We start from the raw sequence: 26,860 nt of genomic DNA, 5'->3' as shown, positions 1-26,860 counted from the left end.
ATAAGTATTAAATTTTTTGATTGTGAAAAATCAGTTTATCCATTCCCTATGGATAGGAGTTCTTGCTGGCTGTTTTGGCGGACTTGTTGGACTTGGTGGCGGAGTGGTTATGATTCCACTAATGGTGGCTGTGCTTAAGATTACCCAGCACAAAGCACATGGAACAAGTTTATTCGCTCTTGTATTTACAGGTATCACAGGTGCTGTTACTTACGGAATGAAGGGTTCTGTAGATGTTGTTGCTTCTTTGATCCTTGCAGTAACAGCGATTTTTACTGCCCGGGCAGGTGCACGATTTGCACACAGTCTTGCAGAATGGAAACTTAAAAGAGCCTTCGGTGCTTTTTTAATTTTTGCTGCCCTAATTCTTGTTGCAAAACCTTATCTTACTGAGCTGTATCATCTTGAAATTGAAGGAATTGCGAAGATTATCACACTTCTTATAATAGGTATTTTTGCAGGTTTTCTGGCTGGAATGATGGGCATAGGTGGAGGCACTGTTATGGTTCCTGCCCTTGTTATTATATTAAATTATGGTCAGCACATAGCACAGGGCACATCTCTATTATGCATGGTTCCTGCTGGCGCAGTTGGTGCTTATACACATTTAAGGCTTGGTAATGTCATTAAAGGTCTCCTTCCCGGATTGATTTCTGGTATTATTGTTGGAACTTACATTGGCTCTAACATTGCCCATGTTCTTAGTGATGCTTATTTGAGAGTAATATTTGCCTTGATTATAATATGGACAGGAATAAGATTCTTAAAAACACCAAAACCTGTTAAATGATTAAAAAAACTGTATTTATAATTTTAGTTTTGTCTATTTTATCAACAGCCTTAGCTCAGGAGACTGCTCAAAAAATAGTTTTAAAATACGGAAAACATCAGGATTTTTATAGATTTGTCCTGGTATGCGAAACAATTGAGACTGCACATTCAATAAATGTAAAATTGCTGAATGATGGTAAATTAAAATTAAGCTTTCTAAATTCATTTGAAATTGAATTTGAAGGAAAAGTTTTATCCGATCAAGATAAAGTAAATAATCTAAAAATTTTTAAAAGTGATAGTAGTCTAATTATCAGCACTTCAAACATTAATAAAATAAAAATTTCAAGACTTGAATCCCCACCAAGACTTGTAATAGATGCATTTTTTGAATCGCCTCCACAGGAAGAAAAATTTAAATCAGCATCAATACTCCTTGATCCAGGACATGGCGGGCTGGATTCAGGAATAAAGGAAAAAGATAGCAGTGAAAAAGAGCTTGTGCTGTATATCTCCAAGGAAATAGCATCAAGGCTTGCACAAAAAGGAATAAAAACATCACTTACAAGAGCTACTGATGAAAATTTATCCCTTAAAGAAAGGTCAAAAATTGCAAATACCTTAAAACCTTCTGTTTTGTTAAGTATTCATCTTTCAAGCGAAGAAAGTTTCATTATTTATACATCTCCAAAGAAAATAAACATATCAAAAGATGATCCATCAAAGATTTTTCTTAAAGAAGACAGTTTAGTAAAAATTTTTGTAAAAAAAATAAAAGAGAAATTTTCAGAACCTGTTTATACAGAAAAACTGCCTGCCACTCTTCTTAAAGAAGCTTGTCAACCAGCTTTGATGATTGAAATTCCTAAAAGAGCTTTATTTTCTGAGAAAAGTTATGTAAACAAAATTATAGATGTCCTTGTTCAGGGAATTCTGGAAAACTTTAAAACAAAAGTGCAAAAAACAAACGATGAATAAAAAATTAATTACAATTTCAGCTTTAATACTGGTTGCAATATTAACGACTATAGTTTATTTCACTTTATTTAAACACGAGAAAAAAACTTTTGAAAAATTTCAAACAGAGCAAGCCATGGTAAACTTTAAAATATACCTGCCTTCTTCAAATTCTATAGTTATAAAAGAAATATATCTCGAGAAAGAAAGCTCAGAGTTAAAAAATATTGAAAGAATTCTTGAAATTTTTTTATCAGAACTACCTTCAAAAGAAACGAAAATTCTTGGCATATACAGAGACAAAGAAAATGTCGTTTATATAGATTTATCAAAAAATTTTGCCATACCTCAAAGTATGCTTGAGGAGTATTTTTTGCTCAAATCCCTCTATAAAACATTAAAAGAGAACTTTCCGTGGATAAAAGATATTAAAATATTGATAGAAAGCCGAGAAATTGAAACTATATCAGGACATATCTCAATTGCATCATCTTTAAAAGAAGCAGTGGAGGAAAATTAATGCAAGAAAAACCGATAGGTATTTTTGACTCTGGAATTGGAGGCTTAACAGTTTTAAAAGAAATTGCAAAGCTACTTCCAAATGAAAACCTCATGTATCTTGGTGATACTGCACGAGTTCCCTATGGAATTCGTTCTGCTGAAACTGTTATTAAATATTCTCTTGAATGTGCAAGCTTTCTTTTTAAAAAAGAGATTAAAATGCTTGTCGTGGCTTGTAATACCTCTTCATCTGTAAGCCTTGAAATTCTGAGAGAAAAATTACCAGTACCTGTTATTGGTGTTATTGAACCCGGAGTTAGGGCAGCATTAAAAGTTACAAAAAACGGCAAAATCGGCATAATTGGAACAGAAGCAACTATTCAGAGTGAAGCCTATCCTAAAAAAATTAAGACACTAAAACCCGATACAGAGGTTATTTCAAAAGCCTGTCCTTTATTCGTTCCATTAGTGGAAGAAGGAATTTTAGAGGGAAGCATTGCAGAACTGGTAGTTGAAAAATATCTTAAAGATTTGAAACACAGTGGAATTGACACTTTAATTCTCGGTTGCACCCATTATCCTTTGCTAAAAAAAACTATTCAGAAATATATGGAAGGAATAAGGCTTGTGGATTCCGCTCAGGAAATTGCTCTGGAAGTAAAAAATCTACTTATCCATCAAGAGCTTATAAATAAAAGCTCTGAGCATGGTTTAAAAACCTTTTATGTAACTGATTCACCAGAGAGATTTAAAAAGATAGGTGAAATATTTTTAAACTATGAAATTAACAATATTTTTAAAGTATCTCTTGAGGAGGAAAAGTAAATGAGGCCTGATGGACGAAAAAATGATGAACTCAGAAGTTTAAAAATTGAAAAGAACTTTATTAAAAACGCTGATGGTTCAGTTTTAATTGAACTTGGTAATACAAGAGTAATATGCACAGCATCAATAGAAAATAAAGTTCCACCTTTTTTAAAGGATCAGAAAAAAGGATGGATCACAGCTGAGTACGGAATGCTTCCTCGGTCAACTCCAGTAAGAATGTTAAGAGAGTCCACTGCTGGCAGAGTTGGTGGAAGAACTCATGAAATTCAAAGACTCATTGGAAGATCATTGAGAGCAGTTGTTGACCTTGAAAAACTTGGAGAAAGAACAATATGGATTGACTGCGATGTTATTGAAGCTGATGGAGGAACCCGAACAGCCTCAATAACTGGTGGGTATTTAGCTTTAAGAGAAGCTATTAAAAAAGCAATGAATGCTGGAATGATTACTGAAGATCCTTTGAAAGACAGTGTTGCTGCTATAAGTGTTGGAATAGTCTCAGGTGAACCCCGCCTTGACCTCTGCTATCAGGAAGACTCTCAGGCAGAGGTTGACATGAATATAGTGATGACAGGGTCTGGAAAGTTTGTAGAAATTCAGGGAACAGCAGAATTAATGCCTTTTTCTAAGGAAAATCTGCTTCAACTAATTTCTCTGGCAGAAAAAGGAATAAGGGAGTTATTGAGGCTTATAAATGCTCTTGATTGAGTATGTATCATGTATTGATACTGCATTTTGATGATACATACTTTTATCAGCGCAATTTAAGAAAAAAAGCTTTTGCAGAGATAGATCTGCGCTCTCTTAAAGAGACAAAATTCATGTGTCCTGAAGATCGTCTGAAACTTATTGAAAAAAGAATTCCTCTACATCAGTCTTTAATAACTTTTATCGGTAAAGGAGATTATCATTACATCTCCTTTCTTTTTCTTAAAAGAATAAAAGAACACTTTGCCCTTTTAGTCATTGATAATCATCTTGATATGAGAGCCTTTAATGGAGATATTATAAGATGTGATTCATGGATTTACAGGGCAGGTTTTCTTAAAAATCTTAAAGAAATCTTTTACATAAACTCTTCAAACATTGGAAAAATCTTTGAAGTAAAACTTCCAATTTATTTGAGCATAGACAAGGACATAATTGATAAAAAACATTTAAATACAAGATGGACACAAGGCAGTATATCTCCACAACAACTTTTTAATTTTTTATTTAACCTTCTTTCTAATAACAAAATAATTGCTGCAGATATCTGTGGAGAACCAGAGCTTGATATAGGAGAATTAAGAAAAAGTGAAAAAATTAATCTCAAGATTGTTGAAATTTTACAATCATTAAAAATGAAAAAATCCGCATAATTTACTAAAATTAACTTAATCATATATAATACTCAACATGAAGGTTGCGATTGGGTCTGATCATGCAGGTTTTGAATTAAAAGAAACTGTCTCCCATATGCTGAAAAACATAGGATACGAAGTTGTTGATATGGGCACAGGCTCCTCATGCTCTGTTGATTATCCAGACTATGCAGAGGCTGTTGCAAAAGCTGTATCTGAGGGTGCTGTTGAAAGGGGAATTCTGATATGTGGCACTGGTATAGGCATGTCAATTGTTGCAAATAAGTTTAAAAATGTCCGAGCAGCTCTCTGTAACGATCTTTTTACAGCAAAGATGTCAAGACTTCACAATGATGCCAACATTCTCTGCATTGGCGGAAGAGTTGTAGGAAAAGACCTTGCAATGGAAATAGTAAATGTCTGGTTTAACACTTCTTTTGAAGGTGGAAGACACATAAGAAGGCTTGAAAAAATAAATCTTATAGAAAGGAAGGTTCTTGATAAATGAAATGGAAATCTTTAAAAGACACTGATCCCGAAATTTATTCATTAATACTTAAGGAAAAAAAGAGAGAAAACAACAAAATCCTTATGATTGCTTCAGAAAATTATGCAAGTAAAGCGGTTATGGAAGCTCAGGGCTGTCTTTTTACAAATAAATATGCTGAAGGATATCCTGGCAGAAGATATTATGGAGGTTGCGAATATGCTGATGAGGTTGAAAGACTTGCTCAAGAAAGATGTAAGCAACTTTTTAATGCTCAGCATGTAAATGTTCAACCCCACTCTGGCACACAGGCAAACATGGCTGTTTATTTTGCTATGCTTCAACCTGGAGACACAATAATGGGAATGAGTCTTCCTCATGGTGGACATTTATCCCATGGTTCAGCTGTAAATTTTACAGGAAAACTTTATAAAACCGTATTTTATGGAGTAAATAAAGACACTGGTTACATTGACATGGAGGAAGTTCGCAAACTTGCTCATGAACATAAACCTAAAATAATTATCACTGGTGCGAGTGCATATCCAAGAATTATTGATTTTAAAGCATTTGCTGAAATAGCAAAAGAAGTGAATGCCTACTTGATGGCAGACATTGCTCATATAGCTGGACTGGTTGCTACAGGAATTCATCCTTCTCCTGTTCCCTATTCTGATTTTATAACAACAACAACTCATAAAACTCTTAGAGGACCAAGAGGCGGTATTGTTATGTGTAAAGCTGATTATGCAAAAGCTATTGATAAAGCAGTTTTCCCAGGGATTCAGGGTGGTCCCCTTGTTCATGTAATTGCAGCTAAAGCTGTTGCCTTTAAAGAAGCTCTAACAGAGGAATTTAAAGAATATCAGAAAAAAGTTGTAAAAAATGCAAAAACCCTTGCAGAGGCATTAAAAAGAAGAGATTTTAAATTAGTCTCTGATGGAACAGACAACCATTTGATGCTTGTTGACCTTACTAATTTTAACATTACAGGGAAAGAAGCTGAAGAAGCTCTTGATAAAGCTGGTATAACTGTAAATAAGAACACCATTCCCTTTGACACAAAGCCTCCAACAGTTACTTCTGGTATAAGAATAGGCACTCCATGTGTAACAACAAGAGGAATGGGAGAAGAAGAAATGGAAGAAATTGCTGAAATTATTGAAAAAATCATAAAAAACATCAAGAATGAATCAGTAATAAAAGACATGAAAAAAAGGGTAGAGAGGCTCTGTAAAAGATTTCCAATTTATTGATTTCTCAATTCCTTAAAAAATCTCTGCAAAACAGCACGGCATTCTTCTTCAAGAATGCCTGATGTGATTTCAACCTGATGATTTAGTCTTGGATCCTGAAGAATTCTGTATAAACTTACGGCTCCTCCACCTTTTGGATCACTACATCCATAGACAACTCTTTTTATTCTTGCATGAACTATAGCACCAGAACACATTATACATGGCTCTTTTGTTACATAAAGAGTTGCCTCTGTAAGTCTCCATGCACCAAAAACATTTGCTGCCTGCTTGATTGCCAGCATTTCTGCATGGGCAGTAGGATCATGGGTTGTTTCTTTTATGTTATGAGCTCTTGCAACAATTTCACCATTCAAAACAATAACAGCACCAACAGGAACTTCACCTAATGCATATGCCTTTTCCGCTTCTTTTAACGCTTCCTTCATGAAATATTCGTCAGAAGCCAGTTCGTCCACTCATCAATACCCTGCCCTGTTTTGCATGATACTTCAAATATCTTTATATTTGGATTGAGAAATTGGGCATCCTTTTTGATTTTATCAATGCTTACATCAAGTAAATCTCTGAGGTCAATTTTGTTAATAATCAAAACAGAGGATTCCTGAAACATGAGAGGATATTTAAGAGGTTTGTCATCTCCCTCAGTAAGACTCAAAATCATTACTTTAACATCTTCTCCAACTTTAAATTCTGCAGGACATACGAGATTTCCCACATTTTCAATAAATAAAACATCCAGATCTTTAAGTGGTAGCTCTTTAGCTGCATCAGCTATCATGTTTGCATCAAGATGGCACGCACCTTCTGTATTGATTTGAACAACAGGAACACCAAGGCGATCAATTCTTTCAGCATCTCGAGTTCCTGTTATATCACCTTCAATAACACCAACTCTTACTTTATCCTTGATTGCTGCAATTGTTCTCTCAAGTAAAGAAGTTTTCCCCGCACCAGGAGAACTCATGAGATTTATTACATAAACCCCTGCTTCTTTAAACATTTTTTTGTTTTCTTCTGCTATTCTCTCATTTGCATCAAGAATTTTTGTTGTCAACTTAACTTTCATCACTGACCTCCATTTCAGTTATATTAAGTTCTTTACCTGAAATCAAATTTATTGAGAAACTGCCACAGTATGGGCATTCAAAAATAATATAATTTTCGTTACTTTCAAACTCTTTCCCACAGTCCTTACAAACTCCTCTCACAGGAAGTTCCTCAATTATCAGTGTGGCATTCTTTGCAATTGTGTCTTCTTTTAGGACATTAAAGGCGAAAAGCAGAGCATCAGTCATTACGCCTGTTGCTCTGCCTACTACAACTTTTATTGTCTCTATCTTACTGTATCCATTTTTAGAACACTCATTCACTGCAATATTGAGCAATTCATAGGCAATGGATGCCTCATGCATCAGCTTTCTTGCTCCTTATCTTTGGAAAGTTCCTTTTCATAAACTTCTTTCCCTGCTTCAACTGCTTTTGTAATAGCTGATTTTTTCTCTTCAAGAGTTTCTTTAGCTTTATCAAGAGTTGAAGCTATCTTTTCTTTGGCTTCCTTTATATAGGAAGTTGCCTTTTCCTTTACATCTTCTGCTGTCTCTTTAATCTTAGTTCTTGTTTCCCTTCCTGACTGTGGAGCTAAAATCAAAGCCAGGCCTGCTCCTACAATACCACCAAGCAAAAAGGATAAAAATACTGATTTTGCACTAAAACCTCTTTCCTCATCCATTTTTATTTACCTCCTTTCTTTAAGTTTTCTAAAAAAACATTAGCTGCCACAGTTGCTGCTGTTTTCAATGCACTGGTTCTTAAAGAAACCGAACTCTTTAGCTTTTGAACAGTTGTTAAAACTTCAGAAATAATAAAACTCAATTTTTCTATAGCTTCTGAAAGTTCTCTCACCTTGCGGGTCACTTCATTTACATCATCAACAGAACTCTTTACACCCTGAATAATCTTCTCAGTCTCTAAAATTGCAGGATCTAACTTCGTTTTTGTTGAATTGATAAATTCTTTGATAGCATTTATACCTCTTCTTAATTCAATTGCTACCACAATAAGAAAAATAAGTGCAGAAATCAGACTCACTGTAGCAAGAAAATATCCAATGCTCAACAGAATTATTAGAGTCTCATTCATTTTTCCCTCCTTTTTTAAAGGATAACATTTTAGCCATTACTGGAGCAAATTTTTAATCTGCTTTCTGGCATAAAAAATTCTTTGAATTACTGTTATCCAGCTAAGAATTGTAAGAATAACCAATACAGGATAAAGCAAGCCTGTTAAACATCCAAAAGCGAGGGAAATCAGTCTTTCAGGCCTTTCTATTATGCCTACACTGCAGCATGCTCCTACTGCCTCTGCCCTTGCTCGGACATATGATATTAAAAAAGAGGCTATCATACATAATACAGTAACAATAAAAGCAACCTCGTCATTAAGTCTGAAAAAATACCACGATATTCCGAGAAATATAAATCCATCGGCAATTCTATCAAAGGTAGAGTCAAGAAGTGCACCAAATCTGGTTGCTCTTCCATTAACTCTGGCAACTATTCCATCAATAAGGTCAAAGGCTCCTCCAGCAAGTATAAAAATTCCTCCCAGAAAGAGATTAAAGGGGATTATAAATCCTGATGATGATGTAATAAGCATTCCTATAAAAGTAATAACATTTGGATTAACAGGTAAGGCTTTTGCTAAAGGTGTTAATGGTTTGTCTAAAAAATGACTGAATTTTTCACTGAGCAAGTTATCGTTCCCTCTTGCCTTCTATAAACTCCTCCAACATAGTTCTTGCCACTTCGTCAGGATATTGAACTCTTGGATGTTTCATAAAGTAAGCAGATGCTGATATGAGCAACCCACCAATTTTTCTATCAAGGGCTAATTTACAGCATCTTATTGCATCAATTACAACACCTGCACTGTTAGGAGAATCCTCTACAGAAAGCCTTAATTCAAGATTAATCGGAACATTTCCAAAAATTTCACCTTCAATTCTTAAAAAGCATATTTTATTGTCATTTAACCATGGAATATAATCAGAAGGTCCAATGTGAACATGCTCATTGGTAATCTCGTGAGAAATCTGACTTGTTACAGCCTCTGTTTTTGAAATCTTTTTTGAAGCAAGCCTTTCTCTGTTAAGCATATTGAGAAAATCAGTGTTACCCCCAACATTAAGTTGGTAGGTATTTGTTATTTTTACTCCTCTGTCCATGCATAGCTTTGTAAGGACTCTATGAACAATTGTTGCACCAATCTGGCTTTTTATGTCATCACCAATTATTGGAATATTTTTGCTTTCAAATTTTTTGATCCATTCATCATCAGAGGCAATAAAAACAGGAATGCAGTTTATAAAAGCAATGCCTGCATCCAGAGCTGCCTGAGCATAAAAACAAGTTGCCTTTTCTGAGCCAACAGGTAAATAACTTACCATTATCTCAGCACCTGATTGTTTCAGAACCTTAACAACATCTACTGGTTCTGCTTTTGCTGGAATAAATCTTTTTTCTTCTGGATAATTATTCATGTGTTCAGCAACTCCATCAAGAACAGGACCCATACATACTTTTACAGGATAATCAGGCAGGTCTGGATAAAATATTTTTGTGCAATTTGGCTTAGCAAATACAGCTTCCCTGAGAGGTTTATTTACCTTTCTTTCATCTATATCAAATGCTGCTACAACTTCTATATCTCCTGGGACATAACCTCCTAAATTAAAATGCATAAGACCGGGAACATCAGTTCCAGAATATGTTTTATAGTATTCAATTCCTTGAATTAAAGCACTTGCACAATTACCTACTCCAACAATAGCAATTTTTATTTTACCCATTTCAATCTCCTGTCTTTAACTTGTAAAAAAAATGTTAAAACAAATTTTTATAAACTAATAAATGCCTTTATGTCAAGAATTAAACTGTTGATTTAATTTATCATTGGATTTTACAATATTTTTTAAATGATGAATAAAACCGAATCTTGCATAAATGATTTTTTAAATTATATAAGACTTCAAAAAGGAGACTCTATCCATACCATCAGAGCTTACAAAAAGGATTTGGAAGAGTTTTTTAACTTTGCTAAGACAGAGCCTGAGCAGGTTGAACCCGTTACAATCAGAGGTTTTATTTCAGAGCAGATATTAAAAGGCAGATCAAAAACAACGGTAGCAAGAAAACTTTCCACATTGAGATCATTTTTTTCTTATCTTTACTCTGAAGGAATAATAAAAATCAATCCTGCAAGAGTTGTTCCCTCAGTTAAAACAAAAAGAGCTCTACCAAAATTTCTCACAGTTGATGATGCTTTTAAGCTTGTTGAAGCACCTCAGGAAGACAAATTTATATCGCAAAGAGACAGAGCAATCCTTGAACTTTTTTATGGAAGTGGAATAAGAGTAAGCGAGCTTTGCGGATTAAACATAGAGGATATAGATTTAAAAGAAGGATTAATAAAAGTAAGGGGAAAAGGAAAGAAAGAAAGAATTGTCCCTGTTGGACAGAAAGCAAAGGAAGCATTGAAAAAATATCTTGCAATGAGACAAATTTTACGAATTAAGAAAAAGCTTTCAGCTGAGGAAGCTCCACTTTTTATAAACAATCGGGGTAAAAGAATTTCTGACAGGCAGGTAAGAAGAATTGTTGAAAAATATGCAAAAATCATAGGAGTTCTTGAAAAAATTGGGCCTCATACATTAAGACATACCTTTGCAAGCCATCTCTTAATGGAAGGTGCTGACTTAAGAGTAATACAAGAATTACTTGGTCATGCATCTCTTTCAACAACCCAGATTTATACCCATGTTGATCTAAAACATCTGATGGATGTATATGATAAAGCTCACCCACTTTCAAAAAAGGAGGAATAAATGAATTTACATGGAACAACAGTATTATGCATAAGAAAGAATGACTCAGTTGTTATTGCCTCTGATGGACAGGTTACAATGGGAAATACTGTACTAAAACATAATGCAAAAAAAATAAGAAAACTATACAATGGTCAGGTTCTCACAGGTTTTGCAGGCTCAACTGCAGATGCTTTCACACTTTTTGAGAGATTTGAAGGCAAGCTTGAAACATACAAAGGGAATCTGCTAAGGGCTGCTGTTGAGCTTGCAAAGGACTGGAGAACTGATAGGATCCTTAGAAGGCTTGAAGCATTGTTAATTGTAGCAGACAGACAGCACATCCTAATTATTTCCGGAAATGGCGATGTTATAGAACCAGAAGACCCTGTAGCAGCCATAGGCTCTGGAGGTCCCTATGCTTACGCAGCAGCAAAGGCACTTTATGAGAATACTGAACTTAATGCAAAGGAAATTGCTATAAAAGCAATGGAAATTGCTTCAAAAATCTGCATTTATACAAACAATCAAATCATAATGGAGGAATTAAGCTGATGGAAAATCTTACGCCTAAGAAAATAGTTGAAGAGCTTGATAAATTCATTATTGGACAAGTTGAGGCAAAAAAAGCTGTTGCAATTGCCTTAAGAAACAGATTTCGCAGACAAAGGCTTCCAAAGGAGCTGAGAGATGAAGTTTTGCCCAAAAACATTCTCATGATAGGACCTACAGGAGTTGGAAAAACTGAAATTGCAAGAAGACTTGCAAGACTTGTAAATGCTCCATTTATAAAGGTTGAGGCATCAAAATTTACAGAAGTAGGATATGTGGGAAGAGATGTTGAATCAATAATCAGAGATCTTACAGAAGTTGCAATGAACATGGTAAAACAGGAACACACACAAAGAGTTCAAGAAAAAGCTAAACAGATGGCAGAAGAAAGAGTTCTTGATATACTTTTACCTCAGCCAAGATACTCAAGAGAGATGAATGAAGCAGCAGAAGAAAAAACAAGGTATAAAGAAACAAGGGAAAAACTAAGAAAACAACTGAGAGAAGGAGTTCTTGATGACCGTTACATTGAGATTGATTTAAAAGAGAAAGTTGTGCCTTTCGGCATTATATCAAATGTTGCTATGGAAGAGATAGAAATAAACCTTAAAGAAATGCTTGGCAGTTTTCTTCCAGAGCGTGTAAAAAGAAAGAAGGTAAAAATTTCAGAAGCCCTTCATTTATTCACTCAGGAAGAGGCAAATAAACTTATTGATATGGAGAAGGTAACAAAGGAGGCAATTGAAAGAGTTGAACAAACAGGAATCGTCTTTATTGATGAAATTGACAAAATTGCATCTCGTGGAAGCTCCTATGGTCCTGATGTATCCAGGGAAGGTGTTCAAAGAGACCTTCTTCCAATTGTTGAAGGTTCCACAGTCACAACAAAATATGGACCTGTAAAAACAGACCATATTCTTTTTATTGCAGCTGGAGCTTTCCATGTGGCAAAACCATCTGACCTTATACCTGAATTGCAGGGAAGATTTCCAATAAGGGTTGAGCTCAGCTCTCTTGGTAAAGAGGAATTTGTAAGAATTCTTACAGAACCTGACAATGCACTTATAAAGCAATACATTGCCCTTTTGGCAACAGAAAATGTGCATCTTGAGTTTACCAGTGATGGAATTGAAGAAATTGCAGAAATAGCCCAGCAGGTAAATGAAAAAACAGAAAACATTGGAGCAAGAAGGCTTCATACTGTAATGGAAAAACTTCTTGAAGATATATCTTTTAATGCTTCAGAACTTAGCGGGCAGAAAATCGTGATTGATGCAAAATTTGTTAGAGAAAAACTGAGTGAAATAATCAAAAGTGAAGACCTCAGCAGATACATATTATAAGTTAAAAATATTAATGCTGTTACTGATACTGTGTTCATGCGCTCCTCAAAAGCCTCCTCAAATAGAGTATGTTCCAGAGGGAACACGGAAAGTAGTTGCATCCTGGTATGGAGCAGAGTTTCACGGAAGACCAACAGCATCAGGACAAATATACAACATGTATGATTACACCTGTGCACATAGAGAATATCCTTTTGGAACAAGGCTGAGAGTTGTAAACCTTCAAAACAGTAAAGAAGTTGTGTGCACTGTTAATGATAGAGGACCTTTTATCCCGGGAAGAGACCTTGACTTGTCCTATGCATCGGCAAAAAAAGTTGGTTTAATCGGACCAGGCACAGCAGAAGTCTTAATACAACCTGTTGGAAGAGACATGAGCTATGTAAGATATGTAAAATATACTCCTGTTTATGGAACATTAACAATTCAGGTAGGTGCTTTTCGTGAAATTGAAAATGCAATGAGATTAAAGCAGGCTTTGAACCTTAAATATCAAAATGTTTATATAAATAAAGTAGTGCTAAGAGGAGAAACCTTTTATAGAGTCAGAGTTGGAAAGTTTACAAACTATGATGAAGCATACAATTTAGCAAAATTAATGGGACAAGAAGGATATAAGGTGATTATCACCAATTTTACAGGAGGAAAAGATGAAATTTGAAGATGTAGTAAAATTTCACGGACATAGCTGCCCCGGGCTTGCCCTTGGATATAGAGTTGCCACTGCAGCGCTGGAAGAACTCGGAGTCCAAGACCGCTCACATGATGAAGAAATTGTATGCATTGTGGAAAATGATTCCTGTGCTGTTGATGCCATTCAAGTTATTACAGGATGCACCTTTGGTAAAGGAAATCTCATATTCAGAGATTATGGGAAACAGGTTTACACATTTTTTGACAGAAAAACAGGCAAAGCTGTAAGAATCTCAATTGATTTTGAATTCAAGGAAACTGAAAATGAAAAAGCACTATGGCAGAGATTTATGCAGGGAGACAGCTCCACTGAGGTTGTTGAATTCATCAATAAAAGAAAGGCAGAGAAAATAAAACAGATTCTCAATGCAAAAAAAGAGGAAATTCTTAAAATTACCTATCCAAAGATTAATCCACCAAAGCAGGCAAGAATTTTTAAAAGTTTGAGATGTGCAAACTGTGGAGAAAAAGTTGCAGAGGCAAAAGCAAGAATACTTAATGGGAAAATTCTCTGCATCCCCTGCTTTGAGGAGATGTTATGAAGGAGATAGAAATTCATCTTACTGGAATCGCCCATCTTGGTGAAGCAATTGGTAAGTATGATGGCAAAGTGGTATTTGTTCCATATGGAATTCCTGGAGAAACTGTAAAAGCAAAGATAATAAAAGATGAAGGTGATTATCTAAGAGCAGAGATTGTTGATTTAGTTGAACCTTCATTTTTTAGAGAAGACCCTCCGTGTAAACTTTTTGGAGTGTGTGGCGGCTGTAGTTTTCAGCATGTGACATACAGCTATCAAATAAAATTGAAAGAAATTGTTGTGATGGAGCAGCTTAAAAGAATTGGAGGTTTTGAAAATCCTGAAGAATTCACCCTTCTCACAATAAAAGCAGACTATCCCTATAATTACCGTAACAGAGCTGATTTCTCAATAAATAGGCAAAAACTCCTGGGATTTAAAATGCGAGCAAGTCATAAATTTATTCATGTAGATTACTGTCACCTGATGCATCAAAAAATAAATGAAATTCTTAATGTTCTTCAGGGTAAAACACCAAAGAGGAAAACCCATAATGTTACAATACGATATGGAGTAAACACTGGGCAGTGGCTTGTTCAACCTGAAATGGATACTGAAGAAATTGAAACAGGACAGAAAAATTATACTGAAAAACTTTTGGGGCATGAATTTCTCATATCAGCACCTTCATTCTTTCAGGTAAATACCTACCAGGCTGAAAAACTTATTGAAACAGTCCTAAAATACATAGATGGAGATGACAGAGTAATCATAGATGCTTACGCTGGAGTTGGCACATTTACTGTGTTTTTAGCAAAAAAAGCAAAAAGAGTGATTGCCATTGAAGAGAGTCGGTCTGCATGTAAAGATGCTCAGATAAACATTAAAAACTTTGACAACATCATATATCTGTGCAAAAAAACTGAAGAAGCTTTATATGAACACAGCATTGATGCAGATGCTATAGTTCTTGATCCACCAAGAGTTGGATGTATGAAAGAAGTCCTTGAAGCCATTTCGGAAAAAAGAATTAAAAAAATAATCTATGTATCCTGCGAACCTTCCACCCTTGCAAGAGACTTGAAATATTTAGGACAAAAGGGATACAAACTTATAGAAGTTCAACCAGTTGACATGTTTCCCCAGACATATCATATTGAAAATGTAGCTTTAATGAAAATTGAATAAAGGAGGAATTTGGTATGGCATTAAAAATCAATTTAAGTGAAGTTCAGATGAATCCCCATCCTAAATTTAATGGAGTAAAAGTTGGTTATGTAGTTACAAAGGACAAACACCCTGAATTAAGCATCATAATACTTGAACTCGATTCAGGAGTTGAAATCCCTTTGCACACACATGAAAAAGAAGTAGACAGCATCTTTATAATTGAGGGTGAAGGCCAGATGTATATAAACAATGCATGGCAAGCAGTAAGAAAAGATGATATCATAGCCATTGGCAGTAAGGAACTGCACGGACTTAAGGCTAAAACACCCTTAAAATGCTATGTTGTTCACGCTCCGGGCTTATGGTAGAATTTTAACACCGGAATTATTTAAGAAGCTTTAGTATTGCTATTGCAAAAGCTTCTGCTGCATGAGGACCGGATGCAGTAACAATTTTCCCATCTACTGTAACATCCTGTCCTGTATATATTGCTCCTTTTGCTTTTAAAGCAGAAGCCTCTGAACTCCAGACAGTAGCTTTTCTATTTTGAAGAACACCTGCTTCAGCTAAGATTCTTGGTGCAATGCATATAGCTGCTACTACTTTGTTTTGTTTTACCGCTTCCTGAGCAATTTTTAATGCTACAGAATTATTGAAATATTCAGTTGCACCTGTTCCACCAACAAATACAACTGCATCATAATTTTTAATATTCACATTATTAATCAATAAATCTGGTTTAACTTTTGCTCCAAGCATTCCTGTAGCAGTATGCAAGGAAGACGAAGCGATTGTAACTTTAAATCCTTTTTTTTCAAAAATTTCCTTGGGCTTTAAAAGTTCTTCATCTCTGAAGTTTTGTGAGGCAATAATCATAAGAATAATTTTACTCTTTTCAGCTAAAGCGAGATTAATTAGAATGCAGAGAAGTAAAAATCCTATAAAAAATTTTTTCATTATTGATAAAGAATATCAAAATTTAATGGACTCTGTCAATTACCTGAAATCTCCTTAAGTTTTTTATTTCTTTATATTTTCTTAGCCTGTTGGCTTAAAAAGGTATGTTGAAAACTTTCATCAAAACAGAGACAATCTTAGAAACTTTACTGAAATGTTATAATTTTGCTACATTAAATAAAGAAGAATGAACACTGATGGAGGACTCTTAAAAGATGGATAGAATTCCTATGACCCCTGAGGGTTATGAAAAACTGAAAAGTGAGCTTGACAGACTAATAAAAATTGAGCGTCCTGCAATAATAAAGGCAATTGCAGAAGCCCGTGCTCACGGCGATTTATCAGAAAATGCTGAGTATCATGCTGCTCGTGAAAAGCAATCATTTATTGAAGGAAGAATTCAAGAACTTCAGGCAAAGCTTTCCCGTGCCTATGTAATTGAGCCAGCAAAGATAAATCAAAACAAAGTTGCCTTTGGTGCAAAAGTAAAAGTGGTTGATCTTGATACAGATGAAGAAAAAGAGTTTCATCTTGTTGGTCCTGATGAAGCAGATGTAAAAAACGGAAAAATTTCAATTACTTCACCTGTAGGAAAAGCTTTAATAGGGAAGGAAGTTGGCGATCAGGTTACCATAAAGGCTCCTGCAAGAACAATTAATTATGAAATTATCTCTATAAGCTTTGAATAAGCTATTTAAGTCAAAAATAATAAGTAACGAAGCACTTACAGAGGAAATTTATTTACTATCCCTTGAATTTCCTGAGAGTATTGAAACAAAACCAGGACAGTTCTGCATTCTTAGATTAAATGAGAGACTTGATCCCCTTCTTGGAAGACCTTTTAGCATTTTTGACCATGTACCGGGTGAAATCAAATTTTTATACAGAGTAAAAGGAAAGGGAACAAAGATACTGAGTCAACTTAAAAAAGACCAGCTAACTATTACAGGTCCGTTTGGAAAATGGTATCCTTTCCCTCAGGGAGATTTTATAGTAATTGCAGGAGGAATCGGGCTTGCTTCAGTTTATTATCTGATTAAAAAATTTCCTAAAAAGGCACATCTTTTTTACGGAGTAAGAAATGAAAATGAGATACTCTTTTATGAAGAGTTAAAGGAGTTTGCAAAGCATGTTTATATTTCAACTGAAAAAGAAACATCATATACATACAGAGGTGTTGTTACAGAGCTATTTAAAGAAAAAGGCAAAAATTTATCCTTACCCATTTATGCCTGCGGACCTATGGTAATGATAAAAGAACTTAAAAAGATAGTTAACGAAGCCCAACCATGTTATGTAGCTACAGAGGAGAGAATGGCTTGCGGAGTTGGTGCATGCCTTGGCTGTGTAATAGCAACAAAGCAGGGATTTAAAAGAGTTTGCACGGATGGACCTGTTTTTGAGATTAAGGAGCTTTTGTTATGATGCCATCCTTAGAGGTTAAAATAGGTAATGTTACTTTTAAAAATCCTGTTTTAACAGCTTCTGGCACCTTTGGATACGGACTTGAGTATTCTCAGTTTGTCGATCTCAATCTTTTAGGCGGAATTGTTGTAAAAGGGCTTTCACTACAGCCAAAACAGGGAAATCCTCCCCCAAGAATTTATGAGACTGCATGCGGAATGATTAACTCAATCGGGCTACAAAACATAGGCTTTGAAGCATTTAAGAAAGAAAAACTTCCATTTTTGAAAAAGTTTAATACTAACATAATAGTTAATTTTTTCGGTGAAGATCTTAATGAATACATTGAAATGGCTCGTTTACTTGATTCCCTGGAAGAGATTAATGCTCTTGAGATGAATGTTTCATGCCCTAACAAAGACAGTAAATGGAGAAGAATGGGACTGGAACCACAGCTGTTGAAAAAAGCTGTAAAGGAAGTTAGAGCCAGTACAAAAAAAACACTAATTGTAAAACTCAGTCCTCAAGGAGATGTTGCTTTAATGGCAAAAATCTGTGAGGATGAAGGTGCAGATGCTGTTTCTCTGATTAATACATTTCCTGCAATGGTTATTGATATAAAAACACGTAGAAGTATGTTAGGAACCTCTACAGGAGGTCTTTCAGGTCCTGCAATAAAGCCCATAGCATTAAGAGCAGTATGGGAAGCTTCACAGGCTATTAAAATTCCAGTAATTGGAATAGGAGGAATTGTTACTGCAGAGGATGCATTACAGTTTTTAATTGTAGGAGCAAGAGCTATTCAAGTGGGAACAGCTAATTTTATAAATCCTCAGTCAACAATAGAAATAATTGAAGGAATTAAACAATTTTTGATTGCAGAAAAAATAAAAGATATAAATGAAATCATCGGAAGCTTTATCCAGTAAAATAATTACGCTTTTAACAGATTTTGCTCTAAAAGATCCTTTTGTCGGTCAGATGAAGGGAGTTATTTTAAGTATAAATCCCCATGCAAAAATAGTTGATATTACTCATGAAATTGAACCTCAGGCAGTTGAAGATGCTGCTTTTGTTCTGTATGAAAGTTTCCATTATTTCCCTGAAGGAAGCATTCACATAGCAGTTGTTGATCCAGAAGTTGGCTCGCAGAGAAAAGCTTTAATAGTGAAATCACAGGGGCACTATTTTGTTGCACCTGATAATGGTATTCTCAGTTATGTTTTAAAAGAGCCTTTTTATGCCGTGTGCATTGAAAATGAAAGGTATTTTTTAAGAAAAAGTCCTACTTTTCAGGGTAGAGATGTTTTTGCCCCGACTGCTGCATGGCTTTCAAAGGGTATTGAAATAAATGAATTTGGAAGCCCTGCAAAGGATATTAAAGTCTTCAAAACTCTTTATGATACTGAAAAATCTGATGATAAAATTGTCGGTAAAATAGTTTATATTGACAGATTCGGTAATGCGATAACCAATATAAAACCAGAAGGTAAAAAAATAAGACAAATAAAAATTAAGGAGTTAATACTTCCAGTGGTAAGCTTTTATTCACAGTATCCCCATAAACCTGCAGCTGTTATAAACAGTGATGGATTTATTGAGATATTCATTTACATGGGTAATGCTAAAGAAACTCTAAACTTAGAGAAAAAACAGACTGTGGAGGCTTTTTTAGATGGATGAAGTTGTAAAGGGATTAATAAAGGATGAGCATGTTTTAGTTGTAGCAACGATCTGCACAGAAACAGTTGAGTATGCAAGAAAAATTCATGATACCTGGCCCACAGCAACTGCAGCTATGGGAAGGGTTATTGCGGGAAGTCTTCTTTTAGCATCAACACTTAAGGACAGACAAAAAGTAATGATTCAGATAAAGGGTGACGGACCGCTTAAAGAGGTTGTTGCTGAGGCAGACTTTCTTTACAGAGTTCGTGCCTATGTTAAAAGACCTCATATTTATATGGGATTGAAAAATGAAAAAATTGATGTGGGAAGAGCAATAGGTAAAGGTTTTTTAAATGTAATAAGAGACCTCGGGTTAAGAGAATACTACCAAAGCAGTGTGGCACTTCAAACAGGTGAGATTGCAAGAGACCTTGCCTATTATTTGAATGTTTCTGAACAGATTCCTTCAGCAGTCTCTCTTGGAGTTTATGTAGAACCAGACAATTCAGTTAAGGCTGCAGGTGGATTTATGATTCAGACAATGCCTGAAACAAAAGTTGAGATAATTGATTTTCTTGAAAGAAAGCTTTCTCAAACTCCATCAGTTTCATCAATGATACTGCAGGGAATGGATTGTCTAAAAATTCTTGAAGAAGCCGTAGGACTTCCCATTGAGGTTATTCATAGAGGCACTGTGGCATACTTCTGTCCATGTACAAAAGATAGAGTTATCAGTGCAATTGTTACTCTTGGAAGAGAAGAAATTCAAAAAATGATTGATGAAGGTGAAACAGTTGAGGTTGAATGCTATTTCTGTAAGAAAAAATATAAGGTAACAGTAGAGGAATTACAGAGTCTTCTCAGGGAGATTTAAGTTTCAGTTTAAAATTATAATCAGCAAATCTGTCCTTTTTCTTAATAAAAAGCCACTCATCTGATTTTCCTTTAAGTTTCACCAGAACAAAGTTTCCTTTTAGAATCTCACCTTCCATAAAAATCTCCCACTGCCCCTCTTCAGGAGAGCCTTTTACAGTGCTGTAACTGCCTTTATCCCAGATATAGACTTCTCCAGCTCCATACTGCCCTTCAGGAATAACACCTTCAAAATTACCATACTCCAGTGGATGATCTTCCACCTGAATTGCAAGACGCTTCTGCTGAGGATTCATTGAAGGACCTTTTGGAATTGCCCATGATTTGAGTACTCCATCCTTTTCAAGTCTTAAATCAAAGTGAAGCTTTTTTGCATGATGCTCATGGACAACAAAATAAGGCATGCCCCCTCCTATTTCTTCGCAAAAATTCTTTTAATAACCATTGTGGCATAGGAGCCTCTTGGAAGAATAAATCCGAGAATGAGTTTCTTTTTACCTTGGTAAACTTCATCATCTTCAATTTTATACTGTATCTTCGGAATAACAAGAACTACTCTGAGAACTGATTTAAAAAATGACTGCCTTATTTTTTTAAGATTAAACTGTGCAGGTCTTATCTGCCTTTCTGAAAGTATCTCATTGTATATTTCTTTAACAACAGTATCTGATATTTCTGTTTTTGAAGAAGCTAAAGGAATTTCCAGGTTCTTAAAATATTCGAAATTTTTGTCATCAATTTCATCAAAAAATATGTATTTTCCCGCGATTCCTTTATGATAAAGGAGATTCTCCGGAGGTAATAACCTTTTTATAAGCCTTCTTACTGTTTCATTCCAGATAAAGCTTTGATAGGCAGCAAAAAACATTGACATTTCTTCTTTTGGAATTTTTTGCAAGGGCAAAATATAATCCTTTGGATGCTCTTTAAGATATGTGAATGTAAATTTTTCAAACTTTGTTTTTGCTAAGCTCAGGCAGATACTCCAGTTTCCCCAGTTTTCAAAAATCTTTCTTTTTCTTTCCTTTGCTAATTTTTTATCTTCAGGATATATGTGAGTAAGATAAATTTTGAGTGCACCATTGTAGTGACCTTTAACGATTTTTTCAGCAATAAATCCCTGATCTGGATCATAGCTTCCAAAACGCTGATCATCAAAGTAGTTTATAAATCCTTGTGTTTTAACTTTTTCTATGCGTGGGATGATAAGATCAATCATTTTTTCTGATATTGCTCTTACAGTTAGTTTAAACACATTGTAATCAATCAGCAGTGGAGTCATTGGTTGGTCTGAAAATCCAACATGTTTGAGTTCAAAATGGTCTTCTTTTAAATCAATTTTACGAGGCAGATTCTTTATTGTTATAAACTGTTCTGTAATGCCGTGTCTGTCTTTTTTACCACCATAGGAGATGTTGTCCAGGGGAATTTTCAACTTTCGTGCAATTTTTTTTAATAGATCAAAGGTATTCCATCCTATCTTCTTTAAAATAAAAACATTGTATGGACCTTCTTCTTTCAATGGTATTGAACTTATCTCTTTTACAATGAAGTCTTCAGGTTTTACTTTAATTTTATACGTCATTTTTTAATTTTATTTTTGAGCCTTTTTGTTTAACCCAGCTTTCTTTTTTAATTCCTCTATTTCCTCTTTTGTCAATGCCCGGTACTCACCTGGTTTAAGTTCTCCTAATTTAATACCGTCAATGGAAATTCTTATAAGTCTTATCACAGGATGTCCTACTCTTTCAAGCATTTTACGAATCTGTCTTTTTCTTCCTTCATGAAGTGTGATTTTAATCCAGGAGTTTGCCTTAAGTTTTTTGATAAAATTGACACTCACAGGAATTGCAAGTTTTCCCTCAATTTTTATACCTTTTCTCAGTTTTTCAATTGTTTCAGGTTCAATTATTCCATCAACTTTTACCAGATAGGTTTTTTCAATCTCTGAACTTGGATGCATTACACGATATGCAAGCTCTCCATCATTGGTAAGAATTAGTAAACCTTCAGAGTCATAGTCAAGCCTTCCAACTGGATAAACCTTGAATTTAATACCTTTTAAAAAATTTTTTATTGTTAGTCTTCCCTGGGGATCAATTAGTGAAGTTATTACTTTTCTCGGCTTGTAAAAGGCATAATAAACTTTTGGCTCAGGTCTTATGAGAAGTTTTCCATCAACCTTTATGTAGTCTTTTTCAGGATCTGCCTTCTGTCCAAGTTGAGCAATCTGACCATTTACAGTAACTCTTCCTTCTTTAATTAATTCTTCTGCTTTTCTTCTGGAGGCAATTCCAAAGTCAGAAAGAATTTTTTGCAATCGCTGCATCATAGACTAATCCATAATTTCAATATAAGCTCTCTGACGAAGTCCTCTTATCCAGAGTTTATATTCCTTTTTGAATTTTTCATCTTCTAAAAGATTTCTTACATAATTTACAAGCTCTTGCGAGCCTTTGCTGAAACAGACTCCATCAAGCTTAAAAATAAAAACTCCATGCTCTGTCATCATTGGTTCGCTTATCTGCCCTACGCTCATTTTTGAAAAAAGGTTCGAAAGTTCTGGGGCAATTTCATTTTTTTTCAAAAGACCGATTGCTCCTCCTAATTTGGCTGATACATCCTCACTCAGCTGAGAGGCAACTTTGCTAAAGGATTCTCCCTGAATAAGTCTTTTAAAAATTTCATTGATTTTTGCCTTCAATTCCTCTGTATTTTCTCTTTTTTTGATAACTATCTGACTAACATAGTATCCATCATCAACACAACTTAATTCAGGATGAGCTTTGATGTATCCATTTATCTCAGCATCAGTAACAACGATTTTGCTCCTTACAAGAGAGTTCAATGCTCGCCCAATTATTATCTGTTCCTTAAGCATCTTTTTGTAATCATTAAGGGTCATACCTTCCTTTTTAAGGGTTTCTATGAAACCTTCATCAGTGAGATTGTATTTTTTCTTTATATCATTTATTGCTCCCTCTATCTCACTATCACTAACAAAAATTCCATATCTTTCTGCTTCCTCAATCTGAAGTTTTGTATCAATAAGTTTTTCAAGGAATTCTTCCTCATGAGCTTTGAAGTATTTGAATTTTTCATCGGGATTTAATGCTTTAAAATCATCCTTTGCATTGAACTCCATAAATTTGTAAAGTTCACTCCATGTAATAACTTCTTTATTAACCACAGCTACTATTTTGTCAACAAAAAATTTATTTTCCTCTGCCCAGCCTGATTCAATTAAGAAAATCAGTGATAAAATAAAAAAAACAAAAAATTTGAGCAATTTTAACTCCTCCTTAACCCTTAAATTTAACATATTCTTGGTAATTGCTCTCCCGGAAGCATATCAACTATTCTTGTGCCTCCAATGGATGTTTTAAGTAAGACTTTACCACTCTCACCAGTCACCTCTCCAATTATAGCAGATTCCTCTCCGAAAGAGTGAGATTTCATTAATTCAATTATTTTATCAGCCACACTGGATTTCACAATAGCTATAAAAATTCCTTCATTTGCCACATAGAGAGGGTCAAGCCCTAATAGTTCACAGGCTCCTTTAACAGTATCATAAAGGGGAATCATATTTTCATAAATTAAGATGTCTTTACTTGATTCAAGAGCCAATTCTTTAAGTGTTGTTGCCACTCCTCCACGGGTTGGATCACGCATTACTTTAATATAGGGAGCAAATTCTTTTAAAATTTCTGATATTAATCCATTTAAAGCCCTTGAGTCGCTTAGCACAGGAGGATCAAAAACAAAGCCGTTCCTTTCAGTCATCACAGCAATTCCGTGATTTCCAATAGAGCCACTTATTATGACTTTATCTCCAACTTCTATTTTAAGAGGTGAAAGCTCAATTCCTTCTGGAACTATGCCAATGCCTGAGGTGTTTATAAAAATTCCATCACCCTTTCCTTTGTCAACTACCTTTGTATCTCCTGCAACTATTTTTACCCCTGCTTTTTTGGCTGCATTTGAGATGCTATTTAAAACTCTTTCAAAATCCGATATTGGGAAGCCTTCTTCAAGAATAAAACCAACAGTAAGATAAAGAGGAATAGCACCAACAACAGCAAGGTCATTTACTGTTCCATTAATTGCAAGGTCTCCAATGTCTCCACCAGGGAAAAATATGGGAGAGACTGTGTAGGAGTCAGTTGTTATTGCCAGTTTTCCTGAGTGATTAATGGAGACTATAGCAGAATCCATTAAAGAATGTAGCTCAAATACAGGAGCAATATATTTTTTTATAAGCTCATGCATAAGCTTTCCACCACTTCCATGTCCAAGAAGAATTCTATCCATTTGGCACCTCCACTTTTATTTCAATAGGTTCGCTTTCCTTAAAAGGACCTGCTGAAGAAATTCTATAAAAAACAGGTGATTTCAAATTATTAATATTATACTGCACATCAAAAAACAATGGAATCATAGTCTCACCAATCAGGATAAAGTCTGAATCAGTAGCTGTTTTACGATAAACCTTGTATCCCTTAATCCATTTTTCAGGAACTTCTTTCCAAGAAATATAAACACCATTTTCATTGATTGTCCAAAAAACCTCTTGAGGTTTTGATGGAAGGAAATCTTTCAAAGGAACTTTTACTTCGCTTCCTTTTCCTTCAATGTAAACATTGGGTTCAGATACATAAGGAGTAACCAGATAAGTTAAAAATTGAGATGTAAGATCATCTTTAAATCTCTCTTCAATCAAGAAATAGTTTTTTTCTGTAGAGCCTATTTTTTGTATCTGACCGCTCTGTATCCTATAAATGTTGTACATAACTGAATCATTTGAATCCCATGAAAGTAACACTCCTTGTTCTGTAATTTTATATTTTAACCCTTTAATTTCTGGTAGTTTTTTCAGAGTTATCTGACTTTCTATAGGTTTACTATAAATCCCTTTTTTATTTATGGCAAAAATTCTATATTTGTATCTCTGCCCGAAAATAAAATCTTTGTCTTCCAATGAAGCTGTCTCAGGGCTAAAAAATCCCAAGGTTTTTATTCCTCCAACACTTTCTCTTTCCAGGAGAAAACTGCTCAATTTTGCTTTATTTTTTTCTGGATAGCTCCATGAAATCACAATTTTATCATAATAGGCTGTTAAATTTAACCCAGTTGCAGGCTCTGGCTGAAGATAATCCTCAAGTGTAGGGTCCATCTTTCTTCCACAACCTGTGAGGAGAAAAATCAATGATATAAAAATTACTAAAAAGGATGAGATCCCTCGCTTCGCCTGGGATGATCTCTTTTTTGTCATTCCCTCGATACCCCTCTTCATTCCCTCAATCTCTTTTTCAACAGCTTTATCTGCTCCTTTACACTCTTTTTTGAACTGCTTCCGTAGGAGATTTTTGCCTCAATTGAACCTTCCGAAGTCAGTATTTCGTAAACATCTCTGTCAATTTTGCTGGAAAACTTTTTAAATTCCTCCATACTTAAGTCTGTGAGGTTCTTTCCCTCTTCAATGCAGTAAAGCACAATTTTTCCTGTTATTTCATGAGCATTTCTGAAGGGAACCCCCTTTTTTACAAGATACTCTGCAAGGTCTGTAGCAGTGGTAAAGCCTTTCTCTGAAGCCTCTTTCATCTTATCTTTAATGAACTTTATCTCAGGAAGCATCTCATTGACTATTTTAAGGCTCATGCTCACTGTTTCAACTGTATCAAAAACAGGTTCTTTGTCTTCCTGCATGTCTCTGTTGTATGTAAGTGGAAGTCCTTTCATTGTTGTAAAAAGAGAAAGCAGATTTCCATAAACTCTGCCTGTTTTACCTCTAATTAATTCTGCGGGGTCTGGATTTTTCTTCTGAGGCATCATGCTTGAACCAGTTGAGAATCTATCGGGAAGCTCTATGAATTTGAACTCATCCGTTGCCCAAAGTATTAGCTCTTCAGCAAACCTGCTTAAATGCATCATGACCATTGCTCCACAGTATAAAACATCAAGGACAAAATCTCTATCTGAGACAGCATCAATGCTGTTTGGAATAACTCCTTCAAATTCAAGCTCTCTTGCAGTGAATTCCCTATCAATTGGAAGGCTGCTACCAGCTATTGCACAGGCACCAAGGGGACACTGATTTATTCTTTTTAATGCTTCTTTAAGTCTTTCACGGTCTCTTTCAAACATCCATGCATAGGCGAGAAGATGATGAGCAAGAAGCACTGGCTGAGCCTTCTGAAGATGGGTGTAGCCAGGCATAATTGTATCTATATGTTTTTCAGCAATGGATATGAAGGTTTTCTCAATTTCTGTGAGTTGTTCAATAAGTTTAGAAACTTTTTTCCTGAGATAGAGTCTCAGGTCTGTTGCTACCTGATCATTCCTTGACCGTGCGGTATGAAGCTTTGCACCTGCAGAGCCAATCTTTTCAATAAGAGCTCTTTCAATGTTCATATGAACATCTTCAAGCTCCTCTTTGAATTGAAATTTACCCTGCTCAATTTCTTTAGCAATCTCTTTAAGTCCCCGAAGTATCTGCTCAAGCTCAAAGGCATTAATAATACCCTGTTTATGGAGCATCTTTGCATGAGCAATGCTTCCATCAATGTCCTCTCTCCAGAGTTTATGGTCAAAAGAGATGGACTGGGAAAACTCTTCAAGAGTCTTTGCTGTCCCTTCCTTAAACCTTCCACCCCACGGCTTTTTCATTTATTTA

The 26,860-nt window shown here is 35.1% G+C and carries 35 protein-coding genes; 20 read left to right on the top strand and 15 right to left on the bottom strand.

Translation table 11 applies throughout. The annotated features are described in order from the left end of the window. The first annotated feature begins 22 nt into the window (after window positions 1–22). Genes ACP5O9_RS02205 through glyA form a run of 8 tightly spaced genes read left to right on the top strand, consistent with a single transcriptional unit; the run spans window position 23 to window position 6,143 of the window. Window positions 23–790, top strand: a complete 768-nt coding sequence (locus tag ACP5O9_RS02205) for a sulfite exporter TauE/SafE family protein (RefSeq protein ID WP_353685822.1) — start codon at window positions 23–25, stop codon at window positions 788–790. Continuing rightward, window positions 787–1,749, top strand: coding sequence for an N-acetylmuramoyl-L-alanine amidase (locus ACP5O9_RS02200; RefSeq protein ID WP_428723360.1), 963 nt, complete (start codon window positions 787–789; stop codon window positions 1,747–1,749). Before ACP5O9_RS02205 ends, ACP5O9_RS02200 begins: the two co-directional genes overlap by 4 nt. Next, a complete protein-coding gene (locus tag ACP5O9_RS02195; protein ID WP_353685824.1) occupies window positions 1,742–2,248 on the top strand; it encodes a GerMN domain-containing protein in 507 nt (168 codons plus the stop codon). The genes ACP5O9_RS02200 and ACP5O9_RS02195 overlap by 8 nt, the downstream gene beginning before the upstream one ends. Beyond that, a complete protein-coding gene (racE, locus tag ACP5O9_RS02190; RefSeq protein WP_353685825.1) occupies window positions 2,248–3,054 on the top strand; it encodes a glutamate racemase in 807 nt (268 codons plus the stop codon). The genes ACP5O9_RS02195 and racE overlap by 1 nt, the downstream gene beginning before the upstream one ends. Next, window positions 3,055–3,765 (top strand): ribonuclease PH, encoded by a 711-nt coding sequence (rph, locus tag ACP5O9_RS02185; RefSeq protein ID WP_353685826.1) that lies wholly within the window; start codon window positions 3,055–3,057, stop codon window positions 3,763–3,765. It abuts the gene before it with no gap. Window positions 3,766–3,767: 2 nt separating this feature from the next. Beyond that, on the top strand, window positions 3,768–4,418 hold the full coding sequence (locus tag ACP5O9_RS02180; protein ID WP_428723359.1) for a hypothetical protein: 651 nt from the start codon (window positions 3,768–3,770) through the stop codon (window positions 4,416–4,418). A 37-nt stretch (window positions 4,419–4,455) separates the two neighbouring features. Continuing rightward, the gene (gene rpiB, locus ACP5O9_RS02175) at window positions 4,456–4,908 is read left to right on the top strand and encodes a ribose 5-phosphate isomerase B (RefSeq protein ID WP_353685828.1); all 453 of its coding nucleotides are present in this window, start codon (window positions 4,456–4,458) and stop codon (window positions 4,906–4,908) included. Continuing rightward, on the top strand, window positions 4,905–6,143 hold the full coding sequence (gene glyA / locus ACP5O9_RS02170) for a serine hydroxymethyltransferase (protein WP_353685829.1): 1,239 nt from the start codon (window positions 4,905–4,907) through the stop codon (window positions 6,141–6,143). Before rpiB ends, glyA begins: the two co-directional genes overlap by 4 nt. Here the strand turns inward: glyA and tadA are convergent. The 7 genes from tadA to ACP5O9_RS02135 are packed head-to-tail and all read right to left on the bottom strand — an operon-like array spanning window position 6,137 to window position 9,993. Further along, window positions 6,137–6,601: a nucleoside deaminase gene (gene tadA, locus ACP5O9_RS02165; RefSeq protein ID WP_428723358.1), complete on the bottom strand. Its 465-nt coding sequence runs from the start codon at window positions 6,599–6,601 to the stop codon at window positions 6,137–6,139. The genes glyA and tadA overlap by 7 nt on opposite strands. Beyond that, window positions 6,568–7,212, bottom strand: a complete 645-nt coding sequence (hypB, locus tag ACP5O9_RS02160; protein ID WP_353685831.1) for a hydrogenase nickel incorporation protein HypB — start codon at window positions 7,210–7,212, stop codon at window positions 6,568–6,570. The genes tadA and hypB overlap by 34 nt, the downstream gene beginning before the upstream one ends. Next, complete coding sequence (gene hypA / locus ACP5O9_RS02155) at window positions 7,202–7,558, bottom strand: hydrogenase maturation nickel metallochaperone HypA (RefSeq protein WP_353685832.1); 357 nt, start codon at window positions 7,556–7,558, stop codon at window positions 7,202–7,204. The genes hypB and hypA overlap by 11 nt, the downstream gene beginning before the upstream one ends. Next, on the bottom strand, window positions 7,558–7,875 hold the full coding sequence (locus ACP5O9_RS02150) for a YtxH domain-containing protein (RefSeq protein WP_353685833.1): 318 nt from the start codon (window positions 7,873–7,875) through the stop codon (window positions 7,558–7,560). Before ACP5O9_RS02150 ends, hypA begins: the two co-directional genes overlap by 1 nt. 2 nt (window positions 7,876–7,877) lie before the next feature. Then, the gene (locus ACP5O9_RS02145; RefSeq protein WP_428723357.1) at window positions 7,878–8,285 is read right to left on the bottom strand and encodes a DUF948 domain-containing protein; all 408 of its coding nucleotides are present in this window, start codon (window positions 8,283–8,285) and stop codon (window positions 7,878–7,880) included. A gap of 36 nt (window positions 8,286–8,321) precedes the next feature. Then, on the bottom strand, window positions 8,322–8,897 hold the full coding sequence (locus ACP5O9_RS02140) for a CDP-alcohol phosphatidyltransferase family protein (RefSeq protein WP_424904896.1): 576 nt from the start codon (window positions 8,895–8,897) through the stop codon (window positions 8,322–8,324). 1 nt (window position 8,898) lies between these two features. Beyond that, window positions 8,899–9,993, bottom strand: a complete 1,095-nt coding sequence (locus tag ACP5O9_RS02135; protein WP_428723356.1) for an inositol-3-phosphate synthase — start codon at window positions 9,991–9,993, stop codon at window positions 8,899–8,901. Between the two features lie 126 nt (window positions 9,994–10,119). Here ACP5O9_RS02135 and xerC point away from each other — a divergent pair, with 126 nt between their 5' ends. From xerC to ACP5O9_RS02100, 7 genes are read left to right on the top strand one after another with little or no spacing between them, the layout of a single operon-like run. Further along, window positions 10,120–11,028 (top strand): tyrosine recombinase XerC, encoded by a 909-nt coding sequence (xerC, locus tag ACP5O9_RS02130; RefSeq protein ID WP_353685837.1) that lies wholly within the window; start codon window positions 10,120–10,122, stop codon window positions 11,026–11,028. Further along, entirely contained in the window at window positions 11,029–11,562 is a 534-nt protein-coding gene (hslV, locus tag ACP5O9_RS02125; RefSeq protein WP_428723355.1) for an ATP-dependent protease subunit HslV, read from the top strand. Then, window positions 11,553–12,902 (top strand): ATP-dependent protease ATPase subunit HslU, encoded by a 1,350-nt coding sequence (gene hslU / locus ACP5O9_RS02120; protein ID WP_424904909.1) that lies wholly within the window; start codon window positions 11,553–11,555, stop codon window positions 12,900–12,902. Before hslV ends, hslU begins: the two co-directional genes overlap by 10 nt. A gap of 13 nt (window positions 12,903–12,915) precedes the next feature. Further along, a complete protein-coding gene (locus tag ACP5O9_RS02115) occupies window positions 12,916–13,563 on the top strand; it encodes a septal ring lytic transglycosylase RlpA family protein (protein WP_353685839.1) in 648 nt (215 codons plus the stop codon). Next, the gene (locus ACP5O9_RS02110) at window positions 13,553–14,137 is read left to right on the top strand and encodes an FmdE family protein (protein WP_428723354.1); all 585 of its coding nucleotides are present in this window, start codon (window positions 13,553–13,555) and stop codon (window positions 14,135–14,137) included. The genes ACP5O9_RS02115 and ACP5O9_RS02110 overlap by 11 nt, the downstream gene beginning before the upstream one ends. Further along, window positions 14,134–15,303: a 23S rRNA (uracil(1939)-C(5))-methyltransferase RlmD gene (rlmD, locus tag ACP5O9_RS02105; protein ID WP_428723353.1), complete on the top strand. Its 1,170-nt coding sequence runs from the start codon at window positions 14,134–14,136 to the stop codon at window positions 15,301–15,303. The genes ACP5O9_RS02110 and rlmD overlap by 4 nt, the downstream gene beginning before the upstream one ends. A gap of 14 nt (window positions 15,304–15,317) precedes the next feature. Beyond that, a complete protein-coding gene (locus ACP5O9_RS02100) occupies window positions 15,318–15,653 on the top strand; it encodes a cupin domain-containing protein (RefSeq protein ID WP_353685842.1) in 336 nt (111 codons plus the stop codon). Between the two features lie 16 nt (window positions 15,654–15,669). On the opposite strand, the gene ACP5O9_RS02095 is transcribed toward ACP5O9_RS02100, so the two are convergent. After that, entirely contained in the window at window positions 15,670–16,242 is a 573-nt protein-coding gene (locus tag ACP5O9_RS02095; protein ID WP_353685843.1) for a DJ-1/PfpI family protein, read from the bottom strand. A gap of 215 nt (window positions 16,243–16,457) precedes the next feature. Here ACP5O9_RS02095 and greA point away from each other — a divergent pair, with 215 nt between their 5' ends. Genes greA through hslO form a run of 5 tightly spaced genes read left to right on the top strand, consistent with a single transcriptional unit; the run spans window position 16,458 to window position 20,185 of the window. Next, on the top strand, window positions 16,458–16,931 hold the full coding sequence (gene greA / locus ACP5O9_RS02090) for a transcription elongation factor GreA (RefSeq protein ID WP_353685844.1): 474 nt from the start codon (window positions 16,458–16,460) through the stop codon (window positions 16,929–16,931). After that, window positions 16,924–17,667 carry a dihydroorotate dehydrogenase electron transfer subunit gene (locus ACP5O9_RS02085; RefSeq protein WP_428723352.1) on the top strand — a complete coding sequence of 248 codons (744 nt, stop codon included), beginning with the start codon at window positions 16,924–16,926 and terminating at the stop codon, window positions 17,665–17,667. The genes greA and ACP5O9_RS02085 overlap by 8 nt, the downstream gene beginning before the upstream one ends. Further along, window positions 17,667–18,575: a dihydroorotate dehydrogenase gene (locus ACP5O9_RS02080; RefSeq protein WP_428723363.1), complete on the top strand. Its 909-nt coding sequence runs from the start codon at window positions 17,667–17,669 to the stop codon at window positions 18,573–18,575. Before ACP5O9_RS02085 ends, ACP5O9_RS02080 begins: the two co-directional genes overlap by 1 nt. Next, complete coding sequence (locus ACP5O9_RS02075) at window positions 18,547–19,329, top strand: SAM hydrolase/SAM-dependent halogenase family protein (protein ID WP_353685846.1); 783 nt, start codon at window positions 18,547–18,549, stop codon at window positions 19,327–19,329. Before ACP5O9_RS02080 ends, ACP5O9_RS02075 begins: the two co-directional genes overlap by 29 nt. Beyond that, window positions 19,322–20,185: an Hsp33 family molecular chaperone HslO gene (gene hslO, locus ACP5O9_RS02070; RefSeq protein ID WP_353685847.1), complete on the top strand. Its 864-nt coding sequence runs from the start codon at window positions 19,322–19,324 to the stop codon at window positions 20,183–20,185. The genes ACP5O9_RS02075 and hslO overlap by 8 nt, the downstream gene beginning before the upstream one ends. Here hslO and ACP5O9_RS02065 read toward each other — a convergent pair. The 7 genes from ACP5O9_RS02065 to argH form a co-directional block, all read right to left on the bottom strand. After that, the gene (locus ACP5O9_RS02065; RefSeq protein WP_353685848.1) at window positions 20,172–20,588 is read right to left on the bottom strand and encodes a DNA polymerase ligase N-terminal domain-containing protein; all 417 of its coding nucleotides are present in this window, start codon (window positions 20,586–20,588) and stop codon (window positions 20,172–20,174) included. The genes hslO and ACP5O9_RS02065 overlap by 14 nt on opposite strands. An 8-nt stretch (window positions 20,589–20,596) precedes the next feature. Continuing rightward, window positions 20,597–21,769, bottom strand: coding sequence for a tRNA pseudouridine(13) synthase TruD (gene truD, locus ACP5O9_RS02060; protein ID WP_428723351.1), 1,173 nt, complete (start codon window positions 21,767–21,769; stop codon window positions 20,597–20,599). A gap of 9 nt (window positions 21,770–21,778) precedes the next feature. Continuing rightward, window positions 21,779–22,516 (bottom strand): pseudouridine synthase, encoded by a 738-nt coding sequence (locus ACP5O9_RS02055; protein ID WP_428723350.1) that lies wholly within the window; start codon window positions 22,514–22,516, stop codon window positions 21,779–21,781. Window positions 22,517–22,519: 3 nt separating this feature from the next. Then, on the bottom strand, window positions 22,520–23,473 hold the full coding sequence (locus ACP5O9_RS02050; RefSeq protein WP_424904889.1) for a peptidylprolyl isomerase: 954 nt from the start codon (window positions 23,471–23,473) through the stop codon (window positions 22,520–22,522). 26 nt (window positions 23,474–23,499) lie between these two features. Continuing rightward, window positions 23,500–24,498 (bottom strand): hydrogenase expression/formation protein HypE, encoded by a 999-nt coding sequence (gene hypE / locus ACP5O9_RS02045; protein WP_424904888.1) that lies wholly within the window; start codon window positions 24,496–24,498, stop codon window positions 23,500–23,502. After that, window positions 24,491–25,360: a fibronectin type III domain-containing protein gene (locus ACP5O9_RS02040; RefSeq protein WP_353685853.1), complete on the bottom strand. Its 870-nt coding sequence runs from the start codon at window positions 25,358–25,360 to the stop codon at window positions 24,491–24,493. The genes hypE and ACP5O9_RS02040 overlap by 8 nt, the downstream gene beginning before the upstream one ends. Window positions 25,361–25,476: 116 nt before the next feature. Continuing rightward, complete coding sequence (gene argH, locus ACP5O9_RS02035; protein WP_428723349.1) at window positions 25,477–26,853, bottom strand: argininosuccinate lyase; 1,377 nt, start codon at window positions 26,851–26,853, stop codon at window positions 25,477–25,479. Window positions 26,854–26,860: the final 7 nt, after the last annotated feature.

Source organism: Thermodesulfovibrio sp., from assembly GCF_049969575.1.
GTDB lineage: Bacteria > Nitrospirota > Thermodesulfovibrionia > Thermodesulfovibrionales > Thermodesulfovibrionaceae > Thermodesulfovibrio > Thermodesulfovibrio obliviosus.
The sequence above is the reverse complement of the archived record's forward strand: the minus strand, read 5'-3'. Positions and strand labels throughout refer to the sequence as shown.